Source organism: Streptomyces sp. NPDC048514 (genome assembly GCF_043199955.1).
Lineage (GTDB): Bacteria > Actinomycetota > Actinomycetes > Streptomycetales > Streptomycetaceae > Streptomyces.
This window is the reverse complement of sequence record NZ_JBICWT010000003.1, coordinates 536,709-559,697: the sequence shown is the minus strand read 5'-3', so window position 1 is coordinate 559,697 and position 22,989 is coordinate 536,709. Positions and strand designations below refer to the sequence as shown.

General features: G+C 73.0%; 19 protein-coding genes and 3 pseudogenes. 7 read left to right on the top strand and 15 right to left on the bottom strand.

Annotation, left to right across the window (positions count from 1 at the left end; translation table 11 throughout):
• Nucleotides 1-154: 154 nt before the first annotated feature.
• The 9 genes from ACGFT2_RS08395 to ACGFT2_RS08355 all read right to left on the bottom strand — a co-directional run bounded on the left by ACGFT2_RS08395 (nt 155) and on the right by ACGFT2_RS08355 (nt 9,451).
• Nucleotides 155-1,831 carry a PP2C family protein-serine/threonine phosphatase gene (locus ACGFT2_RS08395; RefSeq protein WP_393274779.1) on the bottom strand — a complete coding sequence of 559 codons (1,677 nt, stop codon included), beginning with the start codon at nt 1,829-1,831 and terminating at the stop codon, nt 155-157.
• Nucleotides 1,815-2,876: a SpoIIE family protein phosphatase gene (locus ACGFT2_RS08390; RefSeq protein WP_393274777.1), complete on the bottom strand. Its 1,062-nt coding sequence runs from the start codon at nt 2,874-2,876 to the stop codon at nt 1,815-1,817. Before ACGFT2_RS08390 ends, ACGFT2_RS08395 begins: the two co-directional genes overlap by 17 nt.
• Nucleotides 2,873-3,319, bottom strand: a complete 447-nt coding sequence (locus ACGFT2_RS08385; protein ID WP_393274775.1) for an anti-sigma regulatory factor — start codon at nt 3,317-3,319, stop codon at nt 2,873-2,875. The genes ACGFT2_RS08390 and ACGFT2_RS08385 overlap by 4 nt, the downstream gene beginning before the upstream one ends.
• Nucleotides 3,319-3,699, bottom strand: a complete 381-nt coding sequence (locus tag ACGFT2_RS08380) for an STAS domain-containing protein (protein ID WP_393274773.1) — start codon at nt 3,697-3,699, stop codon at nt 3,319-3,321. Before ACGFT2_RS08380 ends, ACGFT2_RS08385 begins: the two co-directional genes overlap by 1 nt.
• Entirely contained in the window at nt 3,696-4,589 is an 894-nt protein-coding gene (locus ACGFT2_RS08375) for an STAS domain-containing protein (RefSeq protein ID WP_393274771.1), read from the bottom strand. Before ACGFT2_RS08375 ends, ACGFT2_RS08380 begins: the two co-directional genes overlap by 4 nt.
• A 565-nt stretch (nt 4,590-5,154) precedes the next feature.
• Nucleotides 5,155-5,634 (bottom strand): SRPBCC family protein, encoded by a 480-nt coding sequence (locus ACGFT2_RS08370; RefSeq protein ID WP_393274769.1) that lies wholly within the window; start codon nt 5,632-5,634, stop codon nt 5,155-5,157.
• A gap of 127 nt (nt 5,635-5,761) precedes the next feature.
• Nucleotides 5,762-6,937, bottom strand: coding sequence for an acyltransferase family protein (locus tag ACGFT2_RS08365; protein WP_393274767.1), 1,176 nt, complete (start codon nt 6,935-6,937; stop codon nt 5,762-5,764).
• Nucleotides 6,938-7,189: 252 nt separating this feature from the next.
• Entirely contained in the window at nt 7,190-8,296 is a 1,107-nt protein-coding gene (locus tag ACGFT2_RS08360; RefSeq protein WP_393274766.1) for a Ku protein, read from the bottom strand.
• Nucleotides 8,297-8,551: 255 nt separating this feature from the next.
• The gene (locus ACGFT2_RS08355; protein ID WP_393274765.1) at nt 8,552-9,451 is read right to left on the bottom strand and encodes a hypothetical protein; all 900 of its coding nucleotides are present in this window, start codon (nt 9,449-9,451) and stop codon (nt 8,552-8,554) included.
• A gap of 495 nt (nt 9,452-9,946) precedes the next feature.
• Here ACGFT2_RS08355 and ACGFT2_RS08350 point away from each other — a divergent pair, with 495 nt between their 5' ends.
• From ACGFT2_RS08350 to ACGFT2_RS08340, 3 genes and pseudogenes are all read left to right on the top strand, one after another.
• Nucleotides 9,947-10,384, top strand: a complete 438-nt coding sequence (locus ACGFT2_RS08350) for a Fur family transcriptional regulator (protein WP_393274763.1) — start codon at nt 9,947-9,949, stop codon at nt 10,382-10,384.
• Nucleotides 10,385-10,417: 33 nt separating this feature from the next.
• On the top strand, nt 10,418-12,646 hold the full coding sequence (gene katG, locus ACGFT2_RS08345) for a catalase/peroxidase HPI (RefSeq protein WP_393274762.1): 2,229 nt from the start codon (nt 10,418-10,420) through the stop codon (nt 12,644-12,646).
• Between the two features lie 188 nt (nt 12,647-12,834).
• A pseudogene (locus ACGFT2_RS08340) lies at nt 12,835-13,092 on the top strand (response regulator transcription factor); the annotation flags it as partial.
• Between the two features lie 34 nt (nt 13,093-13,126).
• Here ACGFT2_RS08340 and ACGFT2_RS08335 read toward each other — a convergent pair.
• Nucleotides 13,127-14,050, bottom strand: coding sequence for a serine hydrolase (locus tag ACGFT2_RS08335; RefSeq protein WP_393274760.1), 924 nt, complete (start codon nt 14,048-14,050; stop codon nt 13,127-13,129).
• Between the two features lie 109 nt (nt 14,051-14,159).
• The gene (locus tag ACGFT2_RS08330; RefSeq protein WP_393274758.1) at nt 14,160-15,134 is read right to left on the bottom strand and encodes a LysR family transcriptional regulator; all 975 of its coding nucleotides are present in this window, start codon (nt 15,132-15,134) and stop codon (nt 14,160-14,162) included.
• A 166-nt stretch (nt 15,135-15,300) separates the two neighbouring features.
• Here ACGFT2_RS08330 and bla point away from each other — a divergent pair, with 166 nt between their 5' ends.
• The gene (bla, locus tag ACGFT2_RS08325; protein WP_393274951.1) at nt 15,301-16,200 is read left to right on the top strand and encodes a class A beta-lactamase; all 900 of its coding nucleotides are present in this window, start codon (nt 15,301-15,303) and stop codon (nt 16,198-16,200) included.
• Nucleotides 16,201-16,339: 139 nt separating this feature from the next.
• Here the strand turns inward: bla and ACGFT2_RS08320 are convergent, their stop codons facing one another.
• Complete coding sequence (locus ACGFT2_RS08320; RefSeq protein ID WP_393274756.1) at nt 16,340-16,738, bottom strand: VOC family protein; 399 nt, start codon at nt 16,736-16,738, stop codon at nt 16,340-16,342.
• Nucleotides 16,739-16,846: 108 nt separating this feature from the next.
• A pseudogene (locus tag ACGFT2_RS08315) lies at nt 16,847-17,038 on the bottom strand (amino acid transporter); the annotation flags it as partial.
• 185 nt (nt 17,039-17,223) lie between these two features.
• Between ACGFT2_RS08315 and ACGFT2_RS08310 the strand changes: the two are divergent.
• The gene (locus ACGFT2_RS08310; protein WP_393274754.1) at nt 17,224-17,391 is read left to right on the top strand and encodes a hypothetical protein; all 168 of its coding nucleotides are present in this window, start codon (nt 17,224-17,226) and stop codon (nt 17,389-17,391) included.
• A gap of 56 nt (nt 17,392-17,447) precedes the next feature.
• Nucleotides 17,448-17,564: pseudogene (locus tag ACGFT2_RS08305) on the top strand (NAD(P)-dependent dehydrogenase); the annotation flags it as partial.
• 93 nt (nt 17,565-17,657) lie between these two features.
• Here ACGFT2_RS08305 and ACGFT2_RS08300 read toward each other — a convergent pair.
• On the bottom strand, nt 17,658-18,431 hold the full coding sequence (locus ACGFT2_RS08300; RefSeq protein WP_393274752.1) for a polysaccharide deacetylase family protein: 774 nt from the start codon (nt 18,429-18,431) through the stop codon (nt 17,658-17,660).
• A 451-nt stretch (nt 18,432-18,882) separates the two neighbouring features.
• Between ACGFT2_RS08300 and ACGFT2_RS08295 the strand changes: the two genes are divergently transcribed.
• Nucleotides 18,883-21,516: a M4 family metallopeptidase gene (locus ACGFT2_RS08295; protein ID WP_393274750.1), complete on the top strand. Its 2,634-nt coding sequence runs from the start codon at nt 18,883-18,885 to the stop codon at nt 21,514-21,516.
• A 23-nt stretch (nt 21,517-21,539) separates the two neighbouring features.
• Here the strand turns inward: ACGFT2_RS08295 and ACGFT2_RS08290 are convergent, their stop codons facing one another.
• A complete protein-coding gene (locus ACGFT2_RS08290) occupies nt 21,540-22,877 on the bottom strand; it encodes an FAD-dependent oxidoreductase (RefSeq protein ID WP_393274748.1) in 1,338 nt (445 codons plus the stop codon).
• Between the last annotated feature and the right edge of the window lie 112 nt (nt 22,878-22,989).

Genomic DNA, 22,989 nt, shown 5'->3' with positions numbered 1-22,989 from the left:
GCGCGCGCCCGGCCCCGGTCCTGAATTCACGGCCGCGGTCCCGATTTCACGACCGCGGTCCTGATTTCACGGCCGCGGTCCCGAATTCCGGCCGGAGTCCCGGTTCCCGGCCGGGGGTGCGGCGACGTCCGGCCGCCCGGCGACGTCCGGCAGTTCAGGATCCGGCCGTACGGCACAGCAACAGGCAGATGTCGTCGTCGTGTTCGGAGTCGTACAGCATCGGCTTCAGCAGTGAGTCGGCCGCGCTCTGCAGGTCCTCCAGGTCCACGGCGTCGAGCGCGCCCATGGCCTGTGCGAGCCGGTCTATGCCCGCGTCGATCCCGGCCGACCGCCGCTCCACCAGACCGTCGGTGTACAGCGCGAGCGTGGAGCCCGCCGGCAGCTCCACGCTCTGCTCCTCGTACTCGAAGGGCACCGGAACACCCAGCATGATCCCCGGCTTCACGTCCAGCACGCGCACCTCGCCCCCGGGGCCCCGGGTGAGGGCCGGCGGATGCCCGGCGGCGGCCCACACCACACCGGGCTCACCGGGCGTGAACCGGGCGATGGCACAGGTCGCGTACAGCTCCGGCTGCTGGTGGCGCAGCATCCGGTGCAGCAGGGTCAGGATTCGGGCGGGGCCGTTGCCCTCGACGGCGTACGCGCGCAGCGCGGTGCGCAACTGCCCCATGATCACCGCGGCGCGCAGCCCGTGCCCGGTGACGTCCCCTATCACCGCCAGCACGCTGCCGTCCGGCTGCGGGAAGGCGTCGTACCAGTCGCCGCCGATGTTCAGACCGTGCGTGGCCGGCAGATAGCGGGCGGCCAGCGCGAGATCCGCGGTGCTGGGCAGGTCGGTGAGCTGCGCGCGCTGCAGCGCTTCGGCGACGTCCCGGTGCTGCTCGTACCGGCGGGCGTTGTCGAGCGCGATGCCCGCTCGCCGGGCCACCTCCAGCAGCATCACGGTGGTGTCCGGCTCGAAGCGGTCGCCCGGCGCGGTCAGCGTCAGCACACCCTGCACGGTGCGGGCGCCGAGCGGCAGGCACAGCAGCGACCGGTCCGGGAACAGCGCCGAGGCCGGCAGGTCGTCCACACCCGGCAGTTCCCCGGGGTGCGGGCCGGCATGCTGGGGACGGCCGGTGCGGGCCGCCGCCACCGTGGCCGCCGCCCGGCCGCCCGGCGGTGTGCGTTCGTCGTCCATGAGCCAGATGTCCACGTGCCGGGCGTACTCCGGCACCAGCAGCTCGGGCAGCTTGCGCAGGATGTCGTCGTGGTCCAGCGAGGCGTTGAGGGCGGCGCTGGCGTTGGCCAGGAAGGTCAGCAGCCGGCGGGCGCTCTCGGCCTCCGCGCGCGCGGCCCGCTCGGCGTCGAGGAGTTCGCGCTGCGCCAGCGCGGCGGCCTCCAGCTCGGCGTGCAGCGCCAGCACACCCTGGTTGGTCTGGTGCAGCTCCTCCCGGTGGAAGCGGACCAGTTCCTCCGTCTCGTCCACGGCCGCCAGGGCGGCGGCCGCGTCCTCGTCGGCGGCCAGCAGCGCCTCGGCGAGCCGGGCGTCGTCCAGGTCGGCCGGACTGGGCAGCGGACCGGCCGTGGGGGAGGGGCAGACGACCGTGTGCCGCCACGGCTCGGACCCGGCCACGACGATCTGGAGTCTGCCGTCCGGATGCGCGCTCAGAGTCAGCCGCGTGTCCCCTTCGTCCAGGCCCTGGCGCAGCCGGGCGCCGACCGCTGCCAGCAACCGGGCACGCTCGAGCGCGGGCACACCGGCGTCCGCCGCGTACCGGGCCAGCAGGGCACGGGCGCGGATCGCGTCGGCGGGGGAGGCGATGGGCCAGGTGTCAGAGGTGGCTGTCATGAGCGCTGGTCCGGCGGTCGGGGGCCAGTACGGCCACGCTGGTGTCGTCGCGTTCGGGGCGGGCGGCGCTGCCGGCGTCGCGCAGGATCGCCGCGGCCACCACCGACGGGTCGTGACCCAGCAGATAGGGGTCCTCCGGCGGGACCCAGCGGCTGGGCAGTCCGTCACTGTGCACAACGAGCAGGCTCTCCCGACCCCATGGCAGCCTGCGCAAGGGGATGTGCGCCGGAAAGTAGGCCCCGACGATCCCCGGATGGGAGACGAGGGAGGTCCAGCCCTCCCCGGTCCACACCCGGGCGCCCACGTTGCCGACGCCGGCGAAGCACAGTTCCGCCCGCTCCGTGTCCACCTGGGCGACGGTGACCGCCGCCCCCCTGGTGGGACGCAGCACCGTGTGCAGCCGGCGCAGGATCTCGACGGGCGGCAGATGCGGGGTGCGGCGCAGTTCCGCCACCGCGGTTCCGGCCGCGTGCGCGGCCTTGGGCCCGTGGCCCAGGCCGTCGGCCAGCAGCAGCGTCAGCAGACCGCCGGAACGCGCCCAGGTCCAGGCGTCACCGCACTGTTCGGCCTGCGCCAGGGCGATGGTGATGCCACCCGCCGGCACGCCGGCCGCCGGGGTCCCGCGGCCGTCCGGCTCCGGGTCGATCCGCGCGGTCGCCACCGTGCCGCGGCCGGGCGTGCTGTACAGCTGGAAGGCGTTCGCGCTGCGCGCACAGCTGCCCAGGCCCGCACCCAGCGAGGCGTCGACGGTGCTGTAGCCGTCGCGCAGCGCCACGGCGACATCGGCGATACCCGGCCCGTGGTCGAGCGAGAAGACCTGCACCGAGCTCCCCGCAGCACCGTTCGGCGGCGGCACCAGGTTCACCACTATGCGGCCCCCGCCCGCGTGCTTGAGCAGGTTCGTGGCCAGTTCGGTGGCGACCAGTTCCGCGGCGGCCGTGCGCGGCGGCGCCAGACCCGCGTGGACACACGCCTCCCGCGCGGCGATCCGGGCGTCCCGGACGCGGGTGGCGTCGTGCACCGGGATCTCCCACACCCGGCTCATCGCAGCCCCGCACGGGACGAGGGAACCTGGGCCACCCAGGCGACGGCCGTGACAGTCGTGCCCCGGCCGGGCTCGGTGTCCACGCTGAACTCCTGCACCAGCCGCCGCGCGCCGCTCAGCCCCAGGCCGAGACCGCCCCCGCTGGTGTAGCCGTCGGTCATGGCCAGGTCCAGGTCGCGGATGCCCGGGCCCTCGTCGATGAAGCTCATCCGCACGCCCCGGGAACGACCGTTGTCCAGCGGAGCGATCTCCACCCGCCCGCCGCCGCCGTGCACCAGCGTGTTGCGGGCCAGCTCACTCGCCGCCGTGACCAGCTTCGTCTGCTGGACCAGGCCGAAACCGAGCTGCGCCGCACACTGCCGCACCTCCTGCCGCACCCAGGCCAGATCCGCGTCCGAGCCGATGGGCAGGATCGTCGCGGAAGCATGGCCGGAGGTCCGCATCAAGTCCCCCTCTGGGACAGCAGTTCCATGGCACGGTCCACGTCCAGGGCGGTGACCAGCCCGGGCAGGGACAGGCCCAGCTCCACCAGCGTGATCGCCACGGCGGGCCGCATTCCGGCCAGCACCGTACGCGCCGCCAGCAGCCGGGCCGTGGAGGCGATCTCCGCGAGCACCCGGCCGAGGAACGAGTCGACGATGTCCACTCCGGAGATGTCGATCACCACACCGGTCACCGTGTTCGTGGCGATACGGCTCGTGATGTCGTGCTGGAGCTGCTCGGTCATGCCGTCGTGCAGCTCCCCCTGGAGCGAGACGAGCAGTACGTCGCCCAGGGTGAGCACCGGAATCTGGGTCGGCCGCCCGGGAGTGGACTGGTTCACCGGGCGCTCGCACCCGCGTCCGGACGGGAGATCTCTATGCCCTGCCGGCTCAGCGTGTAGGCGAGCGCGTCGGCCAGCGAGGCACGCGTCAGCACCGAGCCCAGGTCGATGCCCAGCTGCACGATGGTCTGCGCGATGGCCGGGCGGATACCGGAGACGATGCACTCGGCGCCCATCAGCCGCGCGGCCGCCACCGTCTTCATCAGGTGCTGGGCGACCAGCGAGTCGACCGTGGGCACGCCGGTGATGTCGAGGATGGCGTACCGGGCCCGCTGTTCGACGATGGCCTCCAGCAGCGACTCCATCACGATCTGGCTGCGCGCGCTGTCGAGCGTACCGATCAGGGGTACGGCGACCGTGCCCTCCCACAGCTTGATGACGGGGGTGGCCACCTCGAGCAGCTGCTGGCGCTGACGCTCGATCAGCTCCGCGTTCGAGTCCAGTGCCGTCTCCATCACCACCAGGCGCAGGGTGCACATCAGCAGGTTCAGCGCCAGCACACTCTCCTGGCCCCGCGAGGTGGCGGGGTCGGGAAGCTCCGCCTGCAGCAACTCGACCACCGGAAGGCGCAGCGCGGCCACCTCGTCGGCGATCTGGGCCGGTGTGGAACCGCTGCGGGCCCGGGTCTGCGTCATCCGCCCCAACTGCTCGCGCACCGGCCAAAACCCCGATGCCCCGATGTCCTCCAGCCGGCCGCTCCCCGCCACCTCCGACAGGGCGTCCACCACGGCCTTGCACGCCTCGACCGCCTCGTCGCGGGAGACGGTGAAGACCGAGCGGAACAGCGGGGCGTCGGCCCAGCGCTGCGCGATCTGTTCGCGGCGCTCCTCCAGGAAGGAACTCACCACCTGCGGCGCCGATTCGGCCGCGTCCTGCTCGGACACTCTCATCCTCTCCTCTCGCACAGCCGGGTGCCGCCGCCGGTCGGCCGGCTCCGAGCCGATCATTGCCGTACGGCAACAGTAGCCGCCGTGTTCGGGGCCGGCCAAACTCCTCGGCAGGCTCGCCGGCGGCCGCGTCCGCGACCTCCGGTCCACGCGCGGTCCGCCGGAGGCGCCCGGCGGGAGCCGGACACCCGCGGCCCGACGGTACCGGGTCCGTTCGGCGGGTCCGACCTGGGCGCACGGGACCGGCGGTCACCCTGCGGAGCGGGGGTGTCCGCACGCCGGCGAGGGGCGGGGACGTCGTCGTGCCGGTACGGGTGGCGGGCGGCCCGCCGCCGGGGCGAGGGGCGGGCAGGCTGCCGCCGTCATGGAGGGGCGGGCGGACGGGCCGGCGTTCGCCCGCCGCCGCACCCCGTTCTCTTTCCCGCACACGCCGGCACGGCTCCTTCGTTGGGTCAAGCGGTCTCGGCCCGGCGGCTGCAAGCCGCCGGGCCGGTGTCGCTGAGCCGTCTACCCCGAATCACGCCGGACTCTCCTGAGTGTTGCCGACGTCACCCGGGAGTGCGATCGGTCACAGCCCGCCGCCGCTCCCGGGGCCGCCGACCTCGCCGCGCCAGGCGCCGGTCGCCTGGCCGCCGCGCTCCTCGATGAACTCCTTGAACCGGTGCAGATCACCCGATACACGCCGCTTGACCAGGCCGAGCCGGTCGCCGACCGTCTCGGTCACGCCCTCGGGCTCGAACTCCAGCTGCAGCATCACCTTCGTGGTGGAGTCGTCGATGCGGTGGAACGTGACCACGCCCGCCTGCCGGGCAGAACCGTCCACCGTGGTCCAAGCGACCCGCTCGTCGGGCAGCTGCTCGGTGATCGCGGCGTCGAATTCCCGCCGGACCCCGCCGATGCTCGTCACCCAGTGGGTGAGCGTGTCGGTCCGCTGCTCGATGCGCTCGACGCCTTCCATGAACGCCGGGAAGGTCTCGAACTGGGTCCACTGGTTGTAGGCGGTGTGCACCGGCACCTCGACCTGCACGGACTCCTCGACCTGGGACATGAGCACTTCCTCTCGTTGCGTCGACTGCTTGAGAGGATCGGGTTCCTGCGTACGGCGAGGATATGCCTGGTCGGGGCGACGGAAGAAAGGAACGCGCCGGCGTATGCGCCGCCCGGGCCGACGCGGATCAGTCCCGCGGCGCCGCCGGCGCCTCCCGGCACGCGCGCACCGGCTCCGCCGCCGGCGAGTATCCCCGGCGCCGCCTCAGCAACAGCCGTCTGGCCGGGCACTCCACCGCCTCGTACAGCAGCCAGGACAGCGCGAGCGACACCGTGAACACGGCCGCGGTGACACCGGCCCCGGTCAGGATGCGGAAGTGCGGCTTGGGACCCAGCAGATGGGTGGTGGCGCGCAGCACCAGCAGGTGAACCATGTAGAAGGCGAAGGACAGTTCGCCGAGCCGCACGAGCCGTCGGCGCCGCCACATCGAGGGCAGTCCGCGCAGGTCCGCGACGGCCGCCGCCGGAATCAGCAGCACGAACCCCATGACGGTGCACACCGTCGCGTAGCCGGGCGCCGTCTGCGGGACGAAGAAGTAGCCGATGACGGCCAGGGCCAGCGACGCCTCGAGGCCCGGCCCGCGCCACCGGCCGAGCAGCACGAGCCGCGCCGCGACCGCGCCGAGCACGAACTCGGGCAGCCGGGCCGCGGGAAGGGAGTAGAGCGAATGGGTCCACCAGTGGTGCACCTCGGACCGGGCCAGCACCAGGACCGCCGCCAGCGACAGCAGTCCGAGCGCGGCCGAACCGCGGGCGCCGAGCCGGCGCAGCAGCAGGAACAGCAGCGGGAAGGCGGCGTAGAAGAAGGCCTCACACGCCAGGGACCAGCTGACCGGGTTCAGCGTCTGCCACCACGGGCGCCACCAGGAGTGGAGCAGCAGCGCGTTGGCCACCGCCTGCTTCGGCGTGGGGCGTGGCTCGTGCGCGAGCGTGTACGCCAGGAGCAGGGCCCCGGCCAGGGTGGCGAGGTGCACCGGATAGACGCGTGCGACGCGCCGCCGCCAGAACGCGAGGGCGCGGTCACCGGGCCGCGCCGACCAGGTCAGCACGAATCCGGACAGTACGAAGAAGAACGACACCCCGGTGGCACCGGCCCCGAACGCCCAGGACACCGCGCGCCCGCCGGTGCCCCGGAAGTAGCCGAAGTTGTTCACGTGCAGCCCGAACACCAGCAGCGCCGCCATCCAGCGCAGCCCGGTCAGGGACGGCAACGAGGGCCGGGCGGCGGATGACGAGGAGGGGGCCGGTCGCCGGCCGGTTCTCGTGGACGGCGTCCGGAGCGCCCGGGTCGTCGCCGTGGTCATCGGATCACCTGCCGCGGGGCGTTTGCGTGGAGCATGGAGGGGAACCTTGCCGGTCGCTCCCGGTCCATCACGTCACCGGGCAAACATCACACTGCTGCCGGTCGACACGGTCCCGGGATGCCACGGACGGCCGGACCGGACGCACCCGTACGGGTGAGGGCGCCCCCACCGGCGCCCGGCGGGCCCGCCGGCGGCCACGGCGAACCGCGCGCTTCCGTCCGGTGCCGGGGGCCCACGGTCCGCCGGTGCAGGTCAGGCCGCTGCTCCCGGTCCGGCGAGGGCTTCGGCGAGCTGCTTCCGGGTCATCTTCGAGCGGCCCGGCACCCCTGCCTCGCTCGCCCGCTCGTACAGTTCCGCCTTCGACAGGGACGCCAAGTCCACGGCCTCCTTGCGCCCGGCGGTGCGCTTACGGCCGGCGGCCTGCCCACGGCGTCCGGCGGTCCCCTTGCCGCCGCTGCCGGTGCCGGTGCCGGTGCCGGTGCCGGTGCCGCTGCCGGTGCCGCTGCCACTGCCGCCGCCGCGCCGTCTGTCTGCGGAGCCTCCCGTGCGCCGGGCGCCGCCGCCGCCGCGCCCACGGGATCTGCTCTCCTCGACGCTCCGGCTGAGCGCCTCCATGAGGTCGACGACGTTGGTGGCTTCCGGGGGTTCCGCCTCGCCCACGACCTCCTCGCCCTTCCGCTTGGCCGCGACGAGTCGTTCGACGCGCTCCTCGTAGGCGTCGTGGTAGTCGTCCGGGTTCCAGTCGATGCTCAGCGCGTCGATCAGCTGCTCGGCCGTCCGCAGCTCCTTGCCCCCGGCCTTGGTACGCCGGTCCGGCAGGAGGTCCACCACGTCGGCGGGGTCGCGTACCTCGTCGGCCCAGTGCAGGGTGTGCAGGACGAGGACGCCGGGCTGGGCGCGCAACGCGGTCAGGTACTCCTTGCCCCGCATGGTGAGCGTGGCGATCCCGGCCTTGTCCGAACTCTCCAGCGCGGCGCGCATCAGCTCGTAGACCTTCACGTACTCCTTGCCGCGCGGGCCGACGTAGTACGTGCGGGCGAAGTAGACGGGCTCGACCCTGCGGAGGTCGACGAACCCGGCGATGTCGATGGCCTTCGACCGGCCCGGTGCGATGTCCTCCAGCTCCTCCGGTTCCACGACCACGTACTCGCCGTCGCCGAGTTCGTACCCCTTCACGATGCGGTCGGTGTCGACCTCCTTGCCCGTGCGTTCGTTGACCCGCTTGTTGCGCACGCGGTCCGAGGTGCCGCGCTGGAGCTGGTGGAAGTGCACGGTGTGGTCCTCGGTCGCGGTGTACAGCCCCACGGGCAGGGTGACCAGCCCGAAGGTCAGGACGCCGGTCCAGATGGGTCTCGCCATGACTTCTCGCTTCCCGTGGTGCCGGCCGGCGGCCTTGCGGGACCCGGATTCCGGTCGTGGCACAGGCCGTTCCCCGGACGGGGGGTGACGTCATGGACAGCCTCGTCGTGACGGTCGGCGTTCGCCAGTCGGGCGGCCGGCCGCTCGAGGACGTGCCGTGGGCACCTGTCTCGATCGATCCGCCGTGCGGTCAGCGCCCGAGCAGCTGCGACTGCTGCGCGAGCTCGCCGCAACGGTCGGCTGGTGTGAGCCGCCCTAGGCCTGCCGTTCCGCCTGTGCGGTGGCCGTCGCCGCCCGGCGCCGGGCCTCGCGCACGGCCCGTTCGGCCCGTCCCGCCCGTTCCCGAGCCGCCTGCTCGTCGCCGCGGGCCTGCCGCCGCTCCTCCTGGGCGCGCCGCAGTTCCGCGCGCAGCTCCTGGACGCGCTCCGCCAGCGCGGCCTCCCGCGAGCGGGCCTCCGTAGCCTCCTGTCCGGCGGCCTCGGCCTCCTCCTGCCGGGCGCGCAGCTCCCGTTCCGCGTCCCGGGCTCTGCCGCGGGCCTCGGCCTGAAGGCGACGGCGCTCGGCGGTCGCGGCGGTCTCGGCGCGGGCCGCGCGGCTGTCGGGTTCCCGGTTCCGGGCGCGTTTGTCCGGCGGGCCGGCCGCGGGGGCGGCGGGCCGGCGTTCCGGCAGGGCCTCGTCGGCGGCCGGGAATCCGATCCTGGCACTGAGCGGCTTCACCAGGCGGGCCGCCGCCCACTCCCGCCCGGCCCCCGCATCGGCGAGCGCGGCGTGCAGGGTCTCCTCGACGGCACGCTGGACGCCCTCGCCCACCGGGTGCCCGGCCTGCGCGGCCAGCTGCCGGGCCTGGCGGCCGAGGGTGCCGATCACCTCGTTCTGCCGGCGGGCGAGCCGGCGCAGCTGTGGACCGTCCAGTTCGCGGTGGGCCCGGCGCAGCTCCTCGCCGAGGCCGAGCAGCGGCTTGACCTCCTCCGGCTGCCGGCGCACCAGAAGATTGCTGACCCAGGCGGCCAGACTCGGCCGCCGCAGGGCGCCGATCTCCTTGGCGAGGCGCTGGTCGCCGGACCGGCGGGCGTCCAGGGCGTGCCGGTCACGAGCGGCGACGAACTCCTCCGGCCGCAGCGCGTACAGCTCGTCGGCGACGGCGTCCAGGTCCACCAGTGTCCCTCTCGACTGCCACCCCGGTGACGGGATCCGAGTCTCGCACGCAGTGGGATCCCTGCGCCGTACGGGATGGTTCATCCGGGTCGGCCCCTCCGCGGAAGGACTCACGGATGCGGCGGGACGTCCGGGTGATCCACGACGAACTGCACCGGTCCTGCGGTGCGGCGGCGATCACCACATCGCCGGGCCTGCGGTGCGGTGTGGTCAGCCGCCCTCAGCCCCGGTCACCCCTTCGGAGGACGTCGCGGCTTGCCGCGCGGCCGCCGGCCGGGTGCGGACACATCATGCGTGCATGCCCCGACCGCCGGCCCGCCCGCCGCCACCGTCCCATCGCCTTCCCGCAGGCGTGCCCGGCGGCGGAGACGCGTCCGTGCGGAGGCATTCGCGTCGGTCTGTGTGCGGAAGCGAACGCCGGGTGCCCGTGCGTTCTCCAAAATTGCATCGCTCGTTTTCTTGAACCTTTCGTGTTTATGGGGGTAGGTTCGCCGCATGACCGCCTCCCCGACCCCGACCACCGCAGAGGAGCTGCGTGGTGCCGGCCTGCGCGTGACGGCCGCCCGCGTCGCGTTGCTGGAGACCGTCCGGGACGGCGACCACCTCGGCGTCGAGGCGATCGCCTCCGGGGTCCGCGACCGCGTCGGTCACATCTCCCTGCAAGCCGTCTACGAGGCGCTGCACGCCCTGACGGCGGTGGGGCTCGTGCGCCGTATCGAGCCGGCCGGCCATCCGGCCCGCTTCGAGGGGCGCGTGGGTGACAACCACCACCACATCGTGTGCCGGTCGTGCGGCGCCGTCGCCGACGTCGACTGCGCGGTAGGCGACGCGCCCTGCCTGACCGCCTCCGACGACCGCGGCTTCACCATCGACGAGGCCGAGGTCGTCTACTGGGGCACCTGCCCCGACTGCTCCACCGGCCGCAGTTCCTGAGCACCGAGTTCCGCACAGTTCGGAAGGATTGCCATGACTGAGAACCACGACGCGATCGTCACTGACGCGAAGGCGGAGGGCGGCGGCGGCTGCCCCGTCGCCCACGACCGCGCCCTGCACCCCACCCAGGGTGGCGGCAACCGCCAGTGGTGGCCGGAGCGGCTCAATGTGAAGATCCTTGCCAAGAACCCGGCCGTGGCCAACCCGCTCGGCGAGGAGTTCGACTACGCCGAGGCGTTCAGGGGCCTCGACCTGGCGGCCGTGAAACAGGACATCGCCGAGGTGCTGACCACCTCGCAGGACTGGTGGCCCGCCGACTTCGGCAACTACGGCCCCCTCATGATCCGCATGGCCTGGCACAGCGCCGGCACCTACCGCATCAGCGACGGCCGCGGCGGCGCCGGCGCCGGGCAGCAGCGCTTCGCCCCGCTCAACAGCTGGCCGGACAACGGCAACCTCGACAAGGCCCGCCGCCTGCTGTGGCCGGTCAAGAAGAAATACGGCCAGAGCATCTCCTGGGCCGACCTGATGATCCTGACGGGCAACGTCGCCCTGGAGCAGATGGGCTTCGAGCCCTTCGGCTTCGGCGGCGGCCGCGAGGACGTGTGGGAGCCGGAGGAGGACGTCTACTGGGGTCCCGAGACCACCTGGCTCGACGACCAGCGCTACACCGGCGACCGCGAGCTGGAGAACCCGCTCGGCGCCGTCCAGATGGGCCTGATCTACGTCAACCCGGAGGGTCCGAACGGCAACCCCGACCCGCTGGCCGCGGCCCGCGACATCCGCGAGACGTTCCGCCGCATGGCGATGAACGACGAGGAGACCGTCGCCCTGATCGCCGGTGGCCACACCTTCGGCAAGACCCACGGCGCCGGCCCCGCCGACCACGTGGGTGCCGACCCCGAGGCCGCCGGCTTCGAGGAGCAGGGCCTGGGCTGGCGGAGCACCTACAACTCCGGCAAGGGCGCCGACGCCATCACCTCCGGCCTCGAGGTCACCTGGACCACCACGCCGACCCGGTGGAGCAACAACTTCTTCGAGAACCTGTTCGGCTACGAGTGGGAGCTGACGAAGAGCCCGGCCGGCGCCCACCAGTGGAAGCCGAAGAACGGCGCGGGCGAGGGGACGGTGCCGCACGCGCACGACGCGTCGAAGAAGATCGCCCCGAACATGCTCACGACGGACCTGGCGCTGCGCTTCGACCCGATCTACGAGCCGATCTCCCGCCGCTTCCACGAGAACCCCGCGGAGTTCGCCGACGCCTTCGCCCGCGCCTGGTACAAGCTGACCCACCGCGACATGGGCCCGAAGTCGCTGTACCTCGGCCCGGAGGTCCCGGACGAGACCCTGCTGTGGCAGGATCCGCTGCCGGAGCGCGAGGGCGAGCTGATCGACGCCGCCGACATCGAGGTCCTGAAGACCAAGCTGCTCGACTCCGGCCTCAGCGTGTCCCAGCTGATCACCACCGCCTGGGCGTCCGCGTCCACCTACCGCGGCAGCGACAAGCGCGGCGGCGCCAACGGCGGCCGTGTCCGCCTGCAGCCGCAGCGCGGCTGGGAGGTCAACAACCCCGACGAGCTGGCGCAGGCGCTGCGCGTCCTCGAGGGCGTCCAGCAGGACTTCCACGCCTCCTCCGGCGCCAAGAAGGTCTCCCTGGCCGACCTCATCGTCCTCGGCGGGGTCGCGGCCGTGGAGAAGGCCGCCAAGGAGGGCGGTTTCGAGGTGGAGGTGTCCTTCACCCCGGGCCGTGTCGACGCGACCGAGGAGCACACCGACGCCGAGTCCTTCGAGGCGCTGGAGCCGACGGCCGACGGCTTCCGCAACTACCTCGGCAAGGGCAACCGGCTGCCGGCCGAGTTCCTGCTGCTCGACAGGGCGAACCTGCTCACCCTGAGCGCCCCCGAGATGACGGTCCTCGTCGGCGGCCTCCGCGTGCTGGGCGCCAACCACCAGGGCTCGCAGCTCGGCGCCTTCACCAAGACGCCCGGCGTCCTCACCAACGACTTCTTCGTCAACCTGCTCGACCTGGGCACGACGTGGAAGGCGACCTCCGAGGACCAGACCACCTTCGAGGGCCGCGACGCGGCCACGGGCGAGCTCAAGTGGGCCGGCAGCCGTGCCGACCTCGTCTTCGGCTCCAACTCGGAGCTGCGCGCGCTCGCCGAGGTCTACGCGAGCGACGACGCCAAGGAGAAGTTCGTCGAGGACTTCGTCGCCGCCTGGGTCAAGGTCATGAACCTGGACCGGTTCGACCTCGTCTGATCCACCGGGTCCACCTGAACAGGACGTCCGGGTCCGCCCTCTCGGCGCGGACCCGGACGTCCTGCTGTGCGCGCCCCCCCGGGCCCGGCCCCGGCCGGTGGCCTCGGCCGCGGTCGGGCCTGCCCGGATCCGGCGGTGACGTCAGCGGCCGAGCGTCGCCGCTCCCGCCTGCGCGTACTTCTCGTCCAGGTCGCCCGGCGCTCTCACCCCCGGTCGCCGACCGCGTCATGTCCCGGCTGCGCAACCCGCGCCCCGCCCTCACCCCGCGCGAACGCGACATCCTCACGCAGCTCTCCCGCGGCCTGCCCAACCACGCCATCGCCCGTGCCCTGTACATCAGCGAGGCCACGGTCAAGACCCACCTGCGCCGCATCTACGACAAGCTGGGCGTGGACAACCGCGCGGGCGCCGTCGCCGTGGCCAAGGAGCAGCGCCTGCTGCCATGACCGGCCCGCGTGCGCCCCGCGGAGACACCGGCCCTCAGCGGCGCAGCGCCTCGAACGCCTCGCGGCCCGCGACCCCGATCGCGAGGTCGATGTCCGGTGCCTGGCCGGCCCGCCGGTCCGCGCGGGTCAGCGCGGCCATGGCCACCCGGGCGCCGCAGGCCGACTCCACGACGCCGATCTCGTGCCGCAGGTGCAGGAACGTGCCCGTCTTGCCGCTCCACCGCAGCGTGTCCGCGCGCAGCTCGCTCGCCAGCCGGTGCGTGAAGACCTGAAGGCCCATCATCCGGCGTAGCTCCGCCGTCGCCCGGGGAGCGGAGATCGCGTCGCACCATACGCGCCGCAGCAGGTCGACCAGCGCCGCGGCCGAACCGGCGTTGGCACGCGCCGGGTCGAGGGTCTCGATGGTGTGCCGGCCCGCGCGTGCGTCCCGCACGGCCAGTTCCAACGCCAGGGAGAAGTCGTTGCCCGCGGCACCGGCGGCGCACTCGTACATGTGGTTCATCCGGTGCCGCACGCGGATACCGGTGCAGCCCCAGGCCCGCAGGGACGCGTCGACCTGCGCCACCGGCACGAGGCCGAGGAGCGCGTCCGCGGCGGCGTTGTCGCTCATCGACAGCATCAGCTGGAGCAGATCGCCGACGGCCACGGTGGCCGGGTGCCGGAAAGACGCGAGCCCGGTGGGGCCGACGCTGCTGGTGGCCGGGTCGACCGTCACCGGGTGCGCGGGGTCGAGGTCCCCGGCCGCGATCCGGTCCAGCACGGCCAGGGCGACCGGGACCTTCACCACCGACGCCAGGGGCATCGCCCGCGTGACGTCGAAGCCGAGCCGCTCCCCGGTGTCGAGGTTCAGGGCGAGGAAGGAGCCGTGCACGCCGAGGACCGCCCAGTCGGCGGCGATCGTCTCCGCCACGTCCAGGAGGGCACCGTCGTCGCCGACGTACTCCGGAGCCGGGTTCATGCGTGCGCCGCCTGTCGTGGAGGAGTGCCGTCGTTCATGCGTGCGCCGCCTGTCGTGGGGGAGTGCCGTCGTTCATGCGGGTGCCCCTGTCGTGCCGAAGGGTCGTCCCTCATCCGCGTGCCGCCAGGCGTGCGGGAGTGTCGTCGCCCCGGTCCGCGGACGGCCGGGTGCCGGGCCCGGGGGCCGCCGCCCCCACGGCCGCTCCGAGCAGCGCGGTCAGCCAGCCCGGCACGTCCGCCGTGCCCTGCCGGCCCGGCGGCGCGCTCACGTCGTACCCGCGGTGCAGCGAGCGGTCGCCCAGCGGTGCCCACCGTGCTCCGTGCTGCCGGGCGAACGGCTCCGTGCACAGCAGCAGCGCGCGTCCCGCCAGTGTCTCGGCGAGCGCGGTGGCCGCCGGCCCGGCCGGCCGGATCCGCCCCTCCGGCAGCCCGGCGCGTGCCGCGGCCCGGCCCAAACGGTCCTCGAAACAATCGACTTGATCCTCCGTCAGGACGAGGACCGGCGGCGGGGGCGACGGGTCCGCGGATCGGCCCCGGCGCGGCCGCAGCTCCTCCAGATGGGCCGCACGCCGCGACCCGTGCCGAGGCTCCGGGCCCTCCGCGGCCGACGCCAGTCCCATCGGCACCCGGAACGCGGCCTGCTCCGGAGGAACCCGCAGCAGCGCGTACGCGAGCGAACCGTCGGCGAGCCCCGAGAGCCGTTCCCCGGGCGGCAGCTCCCGCACCCCCAGGGTGATGCCCCGCTCGGTGGCGGCACGGATCGCACGGGCCAGGGCGGCCGGGGCACAGTCCGCGGGCACCCCCACGGCACTCACCCGCGACCGCAGGGCCGAGTGCGCGGCCTGCCGCAGCCGCTGGGCGCGGTCCAGCACGTCCCGTGCGTACGGAAGCAGCAGCACACCCAGTTCCGTGGTCGTGACCTGCCGCCGCGAACGGTCGAACAGTGACCCGCCGAAGTGGCCTTCCAGCGTCTTGATGCGCCGGCTGAGCAGCGGCTGGGCGATGCCGAGCCGGTCGGCCGCCCGGGAGAAGCTCGCTTCGTCGGCGGTCGCCACGTAGGCCTCGAGGTGCGCGAAGAGATCCACCCAGCAGTCATATCAATAAGGCATGAGGTGTTCACAGTTCACTCTTGGACATGAGTGGTCTCCGGCTGTTTCGCTGTCCGAGTCGAAGATCCACGAACCGCCGGCACCGCGAGCGGCCGACGGCGAACTCCCCGGGAGGACCGCGCCCATGACCAGCACCGACCCGATGCCCCGACGTGGCCTGCTGAAGGCAGGACTCGCGCTGACCACCACGGCCGTGGCAGCAACCGCCGCCGCCACGCCCGCCACCGCCGCTCCGGCCGGCGGGTCGCGTAACGCCGACGCCGCGTTCCACGACCTGGAGCAGCGGTACGGCGCCCGGCTGGGGGTGTACGCACGGAACGTCCGCACCGGGCGGACGGTGGCCCATCGTGCGGGCGAGCGGTTCCCGATGTGCTCGACGTTCAAGGCGTTCGCCGCGGCGGCCGTACTGCGCGACCAGGGCGGCTGTGCACCGCTGGACCAGGTGGTCCACTATCCGCCGCACGACATCCTGCCGAACTCGCCCAGGACGGAGGAGCACGTCGGGACCGGCATGACCGTCGCGGCCCTGTGCGCCGCGGCCATCCAGTACAGCGACAACGCGGCCGGGAACCTGCTGCTGCGGCGGACCGGCGGCCCGGACGGCCTCACCCGCTTCTTCCGCTCGCTCGGCGACGACGTGAGCCGGCTCGACCGGTGGGAGACCGAGCTGAACACCGCCATCCCGGGCGACCTCCGTGACACCACGACCCCGCAGGCCGTCGCCGGGAGCCTCGAGCGGCTGACCCTGGGCCGGGCCCTGGACGGCTCCGCCCGGGACCAGCTCGTCGCCTGGCTGAAGGGCAACACCACCGGCGCCGCACGGTTCGGCGCCGGGTTGCCGCGGGAATGGGTGCTGGCGGACAAGACCGGTACCGGCTCCTATGCCACGGCCAACGACATCGGTGTGGCCTGGACGGCGCACGGGACGCCGGTCGTGCTGGCCGTGCTGTCGACCAAGAGCGTCCAGGACGCAGCGGTGGACGATGCGCTCGTGGCCGAGGCGGCGCGCATCATGGCCCGCACGGTGGCACCGGGCGAGTAGCCCGGCGGACCGGGAGGGGGGCCGCGCGCACACGGGCCCGCGGATCGGCCTGCGGGCGCGCGACCGAAGACCCGCGCTCACCGCGCACGCCCGGCGGCGGGGTGCCACTCGCGGTGGCGTCCGGCCGCCGGCCCGCGCCTCAGGCCTCCCGGGCCGGCCAGCCTCCGTAGGGCACGGTGATCAGTTCCATGGCATGGCCCGACGGGTCCATGAAGTACACACCTCGGCCGCCGTCGTTGTGGTTGATCGTGCCCGGCTGCCGCCGGTGCGGGTCGGCGTGGTGTTCGATGCCGCGTCGCGTGATCCGCGCGTACGCGGCCTCGAACTCCTCCTCGGAGACGAGGAACGCGTAGTGCTGCGGGGTGATCTCGTCCCCGGGGACGGTGGCGAAGTCCAGTGTGACGCCGTTGCTCAGCGTGACCGCGATGAACGGGCCCCACTCGGTGGTGATCTCGAGGTCCAGCAGTTCCGTGAAGAACCGGGCGGATTCCCGGTTGTCCCGGGCGTGGACGATCGTGTGGTTCAACTCGACTGACATGAGGAATGCCTCCTGGGCATGTCCTGGCGCCTCCATGCCTCACCCGACCGGTGACCGGCACGCGATGCCGTCGCCGATGCTAATCGCCCTGCCCCGAGGGCGTCCACGAAGATCGGCAGCCCAGCCGCCCACATAGGTGGTGATCGCGGTGAAGAACAGTCCGGCCGGATCCTTGCCCGCAGCCGCTACGACCCGGTCGTCGCCGAACGCCTGGACGGCGATCCAGACGGCGAAGGCGCAGAACAGGCCGAGGAAGCCGACGGCCGCGTAGGTGGCGCGGGGGACCGTGCGCTCGGGATTCACGAGACCGGTGACTTCAGCGTCCCGCAGATGCCCGGCGGCTCGGTGCGCAGGGGAACGGCGGCTGGCGGAGGGCGCGAGAGGCGGGTTTCCCAGTACCCCCAGTAACATGATCACCTTGTCTTCGGGTGTACCAGTCAGTCAATTTGGCGCCGTCCCAGGACGCGCCCTGCCCGGAGATGGCCATGTCTTCTGCCAACGACGCGTTCGAGAACGCGCGCCACACGTACGACGAGCACATGCGCACCTGCCGCCAGTGCCATGCCGATGCCGCCCGCTGCGCCGTCGCCAAGCACCTTCTGCGGATCTGCAACAACGCCCGCAGGGAGCAGTTGCGCGCCACCGGCCAGTGAGCGCCCGGGGGGCCGCCCGACGCGGAGCGGGTACCCGGCGGCGACCTGCGGCTTTTCGCCGGCCGGCCCGGCCCCCCGAACTCGCCCCGGCCTACGTCTACCCGGCCTCACCCCACGCGAGCTGCATCACCGCGGAGGTCCGCAACGCGACCGGCGGTACTCCGCTGCCCTGACATGCGGCCGGCGGCACCCGCTGCCCTGGCACGTGGTCGGCGGCGCCCCGCCGCGTTCTCCGGCGACCCGGGCCGCCGGCGGGCACCGTTGGTTCAGCGCACCGGGAACCCGAAGGAGTATCCCTGCTGCTTCAGCCAGGGCAGCAGGGTCCGCAGTGCGGCCACGGTCTGGGAGCGGTCGCCGCCCGCGTCGTGGAAGAGGATCGTGGGACCGTTGGAGAGTTCGGACTTGACCGTGTTCACGATGGAAGCCGTGCCCGGCAGTTCGAAGTCCTTGGAGTCGACGTTCCAGCCCAGCGGCCGCATCCCGTGCGAGGCCGCGAGGTGCCGGCTGTACGGGGTGAAGGCGCCGCCCGGTGCCCGGTAGTACATCGGGCGCACGCCACCGGACGCCTTGGTGATCTGCCGCTCGGCGTCCACTATCTGCTGCGACTGGTAGGCCTCGGACTTCTTGTCCATGGTCGTGTCGTGCGTGACCGTGTGGTCGCACAACCGGTGCCCGGCCGCCACCACCTGCCTGACCAGATCCGGGTGCGCCTGCGCCTGGGGGCCCACCATGCAGAACGTCGCCTTCACGCCGTTGTCCCGCAGCAGCCGGAGCACCTGCGGGGTCCACACCGGGTCCGGCCCGTCGTCGATGGTGATGTTGACCGCGTGCCCACCACCGTCCGAGGAGTGCGCGATGGTGGCGGACACCGCCGACTTCCCGGGCGCCGTCTGCCGAGCCGAGGCGCCCGGTGCGGACTTCGCGTCCCCCGGTTGTCCGGCCTGCGCGGTCCACACCGAGGTGGCGGCCGCCACCGCGGTGACCCCGAGCGCCGCCGCGACCACCCGGCCGTACCATCCCCGCCCGCTATGCCGCGCCATGTCCGCCCCGCCCCTTGTCGTGTCCCTCGGTGTCCGTGCACCTGTCAGGACGGGCGAGGTTGATCACGGGATCCCTCTGTTACAGATCACGGACAATTCCGCGGCACTTCCGCGACAGACCCCCTCGCGGCACCGGTCCGGAAACCACCCGTCCGCTCGACCGCCCTGTTGATGCACGGGCGCACCACCGTTTCCAATGAGCCTGCCGGGCGGCAGCCCGCCACCGGCAACAGACCGTGCAATCTGGGGGGTTGGGACACCAGTGCGTCAATCCAGAACGCGCTCCGGCAGACCGGCGGCGACTTCGGGAACACAGCGGAACGGTTGGGCATGTGCGGCGGCGCTCCTGGGCGCCGCCGCACTTCTCGTCCCGGCGGGCCCCGCCGCCGCGGCACCGCCGCCGGGTCCGGGCACGGACGTGGCGGGGTCGCGGACGGCGACACCCGCTCTCGTGGACGGCATCCGGGAGCGGGCGCCGGCCGCCCGCACCGCAGCCGGTGCGGCGCAGGCGTACCTCGCCGCGCGCAAGGACCGCTACCGGATCGCCGATCCGGGCCGTGACCTGCGGCCCGCCGACACGTTCGGGTCCGGCGGCCGGGAGGTCGTACGGCTGCGGCAGACCTACCACGGAGTGCCGGTCCTGGGCGGAACCTACCTGGTCCGGATGGAGAACAAGGGCGGCGAGCGGATCGTCACCGGTACCTCCGGCCGGTACTTCACCGGACTGCGGACCGCCACCACCACCGAGGTGGACGACGCCCTGGCCGTCGAGCGGGCGGTCGACGCCGTGCAACGGGACGTCACCGAACACCGGTTCACCGCGACGGGCGGGGGCGGTGACGACGAGCCCGCACTGACCGGCACCTCGCACGGCCTGGTCGTGCTGCCCAACGGGACCGGGGTGCTCACCCGGCACGTCACCGTCCGGGGCGAGGACGCGCACGGCGGTGAGCCGGTGCTGCGCGAGATGTACATCGACGCACGGGCCGGCTACCCGGTCCTGCAGTACAGCGGACTGCAGACGTTCGGTGCGCCGCGTACGACGGCCGGTACCGGGGCCGGGGTACGCGCCCGCACCGACGACGAGCCCGCTCCGGGCACCGGCTCCGGGGTCAGACTGGACGGCACGACGGTCGAGTTGGGCATCACGCACGACGACTCCCGCGACGCCTACGTGCTGCGGGACCGCACCCGCATCCAGAGCAGTCCGGACAACTCCCTGGCCACCTGGGACGCGCGCGGCCGATGGGCGAGCGACCTGTCCGGGGCGTGGCCCCAGGACCTGCGGGAGTTCGCCTCGCCCGGCCGGGCGTTCGGTGCCGAGGCGACCGCCTCCGGGGCGGTCGACGCCCACTGGGCCGCCGGGCGGGTCTACGACTACTACCGCGACGGATTCGGCCGGGACAGCCTGGACGGGCACGGCATGACCGTCAACTCCCTCGTCGGCGCCACCGATTACGGACAGCCCTACGTCAACGCCTTCTGGGACGGCCAGAAGATGGTCTACGGCTCCGGCGACGACGAGTACCGTCCGCTGTCCGCCGGGCTCGACGTCGTCGGGCACGAGATGACCCACGCCGTCATCGAGCACACCGCCGGTCTCGTGTACGCGGGCCAGTCCGGCGCCGTGAACGAGGCCCTCGCCGACTATTTCGGCAACGCCATCGAGTCGGACGCCTACCACCTGCCCATGGACGACCCGGATTCCGGCCTCATGGGCCAGGCGCTGTGCCGGACCAGGAGCCCACGGGCCTGTGCCCTGCGCGACCTCGACGACGGGCGCACCACGGCCGGATCGTTCCTCGGTGTCGGCTTCGGCACCGACAACGGCGGGGTGCACCTCAACTCCACCCTCTTCGGCGGCGCGCTCTGGGACATCCGCGAGGACCTCGGCCCCGATCTCGCCGACCGGATCGTCTACAAGGCGCTGACGGAGTACCTGACCCCGCTCGACGGCTTCACCCAGGGCCGCAACGCCGTGATCGCCGCCGCCAAGGACCTCGAGGTCGGCGGCAAGAACGTCTCGGCCGTCCGGCGTGCCTTCACCGCGCACGGCATCGTCCCGAACTGGGAGAAGGCCCTCGGCGTCGACTCCGACCTGCTGATGGAACGCGTCAACACCTTCGGCACGCGGCTCGGCGCGGGCGGCGGCTGGTGGGTGGCCGCCGGCAGCGACGAATCCGGTGCCGAACCGTACTCGGTCTGGGCCGGGCGGACGGACGGCAAGGGGCAGCGCAGACTCGTCAGCCCCAACGACGGCCGCTACCACGCGAGTCCCGCCACGGACGGCAGGACCGTGGTCTGGCAGGCGCACGGAGCAACCGGCGTGGACATCCTGGCCCGGCCGCTGGCCGGCGGACCCGTACGCACCCTCTGGCACGGCCGGAGCGTCGGCACGGCACTGGACGTCGACGGTGACACGGTGGCCTTCGCGTACTACAACTACGGCGGCCGGGCGGGCGTGGCCTACCTGAGCCTGAAGGACCCGGCGAACGTGGTCATGATCGGCGGCGGCACCTACCACCGGTCCACCTTCCCGTCGCTGAGCGACGGCAGGGTCGTCTACCAGGACTGGCAGCGGGTGAAGGCCGTGTACGAGTCGAGCACCCGCGTGATCGACGTGGCGACCGGCGAGGAGCGGGTCATCGAACGGGCCGACCCGCAGACCGGTCTCGGCCCGACCGCCGTCACCGGCGACCACGTCTACTGGCTGCTCGACCGGTCCCCGCAGAACGGCGGCACCACCCTGCGCCGGGCCGGCCTCGACGGCTCGGACATCACCGACCTGAGCGCGGAGGAGGGACCCGGCGCCCTGAACGTCTCCGATCTGACGGCCTCCGCGGGAGCGGTGACCGTGGTCGCCCGCACGCCCGGCGAGGAGACGGGCAACGCGTCGCTGTCCAAGCTCTGGCAGTTCACGCCGGACCGCACGGGCGACGGCACGCGACGCAGCCGGGTCTCCTGCAACCGCGGCGAGCAGCTGGCCGCCGCGGCGGCCGACGGCACCCGGGTGATCTGGCTGGACGGGACCACCGGCGTCAGCGACGTGGTGACCCGGGCGCGCCCCAGCGGCACGTGCGGCTGACCGGTCCGACGCGCCGCGTACGGTCAGGAGTGCATGTGCTGCAGGGCTCTCATCGCGCCGGCGACGACCTCGTCGTCGGATGCCCGGGCGAGTCGGCGGGCCTGGTCGCCGCCGTTGAGGCCGAGGAGCACAGGCTTGCCGAAGGCCCTGTACCCGTTGACCCACCAGGACCACAGGCTGGGGTTCTCGGGGTCGGACCATGCGATGACGTCGACGCCCGTGTCCCAGAAGGGTTCGGGGAATGCGAGCCACAGCTTGTCGAGAAGGCCGGCTCCCAGGGCTTCGACGGCCTCCTGTTTGGCGTCGGGCAGGGCCGGCTCGAAGGCGATGGTCGCGGCCTTGAGCACGCCGATCGGGACGGTGATCACCGCGCGGTCGGCCTGCACGGTATCGCCGTCCCGCAGGGTCACGGTCACCCCGTCCGGGCCGTACCGGATGCCGGTGACGACCTGCCGTACGCGCACCGGGATGTCGCCGCGGACGTGGGCGATCATCCGGTCGTAGCCCCGCGGGAGGAGGAGATCGGGGCCCTTCGGGTCCCGGCCCTCGAGAGTGGCCTCCACCGAGAGCCGGCTGGGCTCGGCGGCGTACTCCAGGGGGTAACCGATGTTCAGTGCGGTGCGCAGTGCGGCGGAGGGGCTGTGCGGCATCACCGAGGCGACGGTGGCTTCGGCCGGATCGTCGACATCGGCCAGCTTCTTCTCGTGCCGGGCGAGTTCACGCAGTGCGTGTTCGTCCTCGCCGGTGGAGTTCTCGTAGTCGAAGGTGTAGCCGGGGTCGCCGGTTTCCCCGAGCACCTCGGTCATGACGTTGCCGGAGGAGCCGTGGATCCAGGAGGCTCCCATCTCCGCCGGCGCTCCGGCGATGTGCCGCGTCCAGACGCGCCCGCCGATTCGGTCTCGCCCTTCGAGAACCGTCACCCGGTAGTCCTGGTCGACGAGGGCGCGAGCGCAGCCGAGTCCGGCGAATCCGGACCCGATGATCACGATGTGCTCACCCTCCTCGGCGACTCCGGCGACTTGTGCGGCTGCGCGTCGTCCGCTTTCCAGGGCGCCATGGGCCGTGGAGGGCGCTTCGGAGGACGTCGCTTCACCGGCGAAGTACAGGCGGTCGGCCACGGGCGCGGCGAGCATGGTGCGTGCCCGCGCGCCGAGCCTGCTGGGTGCGAGATAGGAGTAGGAGCAGCGGGCGAAGGGGTCGGCGGACCAGGACGTGCGCAGGTACGCCACCGGTTCCGGTACCGCAGGGTTGCCGCGTCTCGGCGTTGTGCCCGGCTTGCAGGCAGCCGCCGCCCCGGTGACGGCCACGGCGAGAGCCGAGCCGAGCAGCCCGCGGCGCCCGATGCGGTTCGGTGACTGCATGCGAAGGAATCCTGTCCAGCTGAGCGGTTGGGGAAGGTCGCCTGCAGAGCATGGCAGACCGTCAGGTCGTACGGCTGCGGCTGTTTCCGGGCGACGACGGCCGGCTGCCCGG